This window comes from Nitrospirillum amazonense (genome assembly GCF_007828045.1).
GTDB classification, from domain to species: domain Bacteria; phylum Pseudomonadota; class Alphaproteobacteria; order Azospirillales; family Azospirillaceae; genus Nitrospirillum; species Nitrospirillum amazonense_C.
In genome coordinates this window covers 1-2,656 of the sequence record NZ_VITN01000060.1, presented here as the reverse complement: position 1 = coordinate 2,656, position 2,656 = coordinate 1, and the positions used below count along the sequence as shown (strand labels likewise).

Sequence of the window (2,656 nt, the reverse complement as noted above, 5' to 3'; positions counted from 1 at the left end):
CAGCGCCATCATCGGGTCGGTCATCGTGGTCACCTTCGGTTGGAGGGTGTGTGTGGTGACCAAACTCTACCGAAGACCCGCGATGACCGCCCGCCAGGTCAGGCCTTCCAGCCGGCTACGCCGGCCTCCAGGCCTGACCCGGCGGATGCGCTCCTACACCACGCGGTGGGGCACGATCAATTCGGGGAGAAAGCTCATGAGCACGCTTCCATCGCCACGACGCAGCGCGCCTGCCCGGCCAGGAACCCAACAGCTTCTGCCGTGTGAAAATGCTCGATTGAATAGCACCTTGCCGGAGAGATCCCGTCGCGCAGACCTGGAAATGCCGCTTGGCCAGGGTCTATCGCCACCAAGTACGTCGTGGTCATGCTGCCCTCCATAGCGATGTCCAGCAGACATCATAGCCTGGCATCCGCCGATGCCGGGGAAAGGGGGCATCCACATCATCAGTTCACAAGGAAAAATAGTATAGCTTCTAAGTGTACTGGACATCTGCATGATCAACTCATTATAGCTTGCGACAAATTGACCACATAGTATATAAAGCTTCGCAATAGGGTCGGTAAATGGGGTGCCGGATTGAGCGTGTTGGCTTTGCCGCGCGATCATAATGGCATGCAATGCCGGTTTGGGCGGCGAATCTTGCTGGTGGGAATAGTCTTTAATGTTGAATGGTTGCGTTGATCGGGTCACCCGATCCCTCGTTTGCGGATGGGCGGTGGATACCGATCATCCTGACCGGCCAATCGAAGTGGTCATTAAACTGAATGGCCGTGACTTGGGGATCGCCATCGCCAATCGGGAACGTGAGGATCTGAAAAACCAGAAAGGATTTGGCAATGGCCGGCACGGGTTTATCTATCGCTTCGACTACCCCATTCCCCTGAATCTCATTGCGGAGGTTACGGTGGAATTCCTGGTGAATCGAGCAATTCTACCGCCCGGACCCCTCAAGATCACCGCCGTTAAGGAACTCGAAGTGCATCAAGCTTCGGCCTGTGCAAATCAGGCCGCTTCTTCTCCTCTGCTAATTACTACGATGGGGCGGTCGGGCGGCACTATGGTGATGGAAAAGGTCGGGGCCCATCCGAACGTTATTCTCGCGGATGTTTATCCGTATGAAACGCGTATACTTGGTTATTACACGGCAGCTTACCGCGCCTTGATTTCGCCGTCGGACCATGACAATTCGCTTCATCCAGATGATTTAGTACAGTCTAATTTGCGACTGGGATTCAATCCATATTTTCATGCGGAGCAGGAATGGCGATATAATACGCCTGAATTTATGTATGACTTCTTTGAGGTGGTGGCTCCTGGCCATATTTCTCAAGCATTTTTCAGTCTGGTTTCAGACTATTATGCTCGCCGCTCAGCTCTTGCTGGAAAGAGCCCTCTTTATTTCATCGAGAAGTGCGGGGTGGACGATCCAGCGCGTTATATCAGCAGAGTTATTTTCCCTGGCACGCGAGAGTTGATTCTCCTGCGCCATCCTCGGGACGTGATTTGCTCGCAAATGGCTTTCTGGGGCACTGACTTCCGTGCATCGCTGATGGGGATGGCCACGGCCGCTGAAGCCATGATGCTCATCAAGCAATCCGTGCGTCAGGACACGCTGTTTATGCGATACGAGGACATCATCGAGACACCGGAAAGCTGCGGCAATGAGGTCGCCAGGTTTTTAGAGTTGCCCCTCCCCGTCGACTTTTCATCGGAAGGCCGCGAAACCATCCGATCGGTGCATGCGACCACTAAATCGGCGTCCGCATCCATGGGGCGATGGAGACAAGATCTCAGCGACTCTCAGAAGGCGGACTGCAGCCGAATTCTTGGGGAGTACGAAGAATTTTTTGGTTATAGTGCTTGCTGACGGCGATACACACCTACAAAATCCTGAACAGTCCGTTCTTTTCCGGCGAAAGCACTATGACCAAGCTTCTTCCATCGATTGTTGCCCTTGAGAAGAGTCTTAACTCGGTTCAACTCAACGGCCGAATCCGCGTTTTCATCAGCCGTGAACAGTTGCGCCTGTTTGCCAGAATTCTGTTGGATTTTGTTGAAGTCGACGAGCATTGGTATTTGGGCCAGTATTCCGAGGCGAGAGAAAGCATAGCGCGCGGAGAGTATTCATCGGCCAAGGAACACTTCCAGTCTATTGGATATTTCAATGGATACCTGCCACAGTTGGCAACTGTAAATGAAGGTTGGTATAAAAGCCAATATCATGATATTAGAATGGCGGTCGATGAGGGAAAACTACATTCTATTATTCAGCATTTTGCAAATTTTGGCTACGCAGAAGGGCGTTTTCCAAGTAAGGAAGTCGCAGAAAAATTTTCTCCGCTATTTAGGCCGTCATCGCAGCAAACTATGGGTAAGATTAATATTGCCTTGATCTCCTCCCCGTCTTTGGAATTATCAACTCCCACGGTCAAGTGAAAGCTCTCACGAGCCCCGAAGTAATGACCGCCACCGCCGCTCGCTGCATCTCCAGGGCCGTTTGTAGTGAGTGGTTTCGCCCCGGGTTTCATGGTCGGCAACGAACCCGGATATGGCCATCTTGGGCTGCTGCCGGATTGGATGACACCGGGATAGGCTCAATTAAGCTACCTCAGCATTCTGTTCGAAGTCGATGGGGCTGAGGTATCCCAGCGTC

At 52.5% G+C, this 2,656-nt stretch carries 2 protein-coding genes; both read left to right on the top strand.

The features are described from left to right. Window positions 1-718 precede the first annotated feature (718 nt). On the top strand, window positions 719-1,870 hold the full coding sequence (locus tag FBZ89_RS30500) for a sulfotransferase (RefSeq protein ID WP_186457676.1): 1,152 nt from the start codon (window positions 719-721) through the stop codon (window positions 1,868-1,870). A 56-nt stretch (window positions 1,871-1,926) separates the two neighbouring features. After that, window positions 1,927-2,439, top strand: coding sequence for a hypothetical protein (locus FBZ89_RS30495; protein ID WP_145754856.1), 513 nt, complete (start codon window positions 1,927-1,929; stop codon window positions 2,437-2,439). Window positions 2,440-2,656: the final 217 nt, after the last annotated feature.

Excerpts from the sequence above, each read along its gene's own strand:
- FBZ89_RS30495 (WP_145754856.1), top strand. The coding sequence starts at position 1,927 with ATGACCAAGCTTCTTCCATCGATTGTTGCCCTTGAGAAGAGTCTTAAC.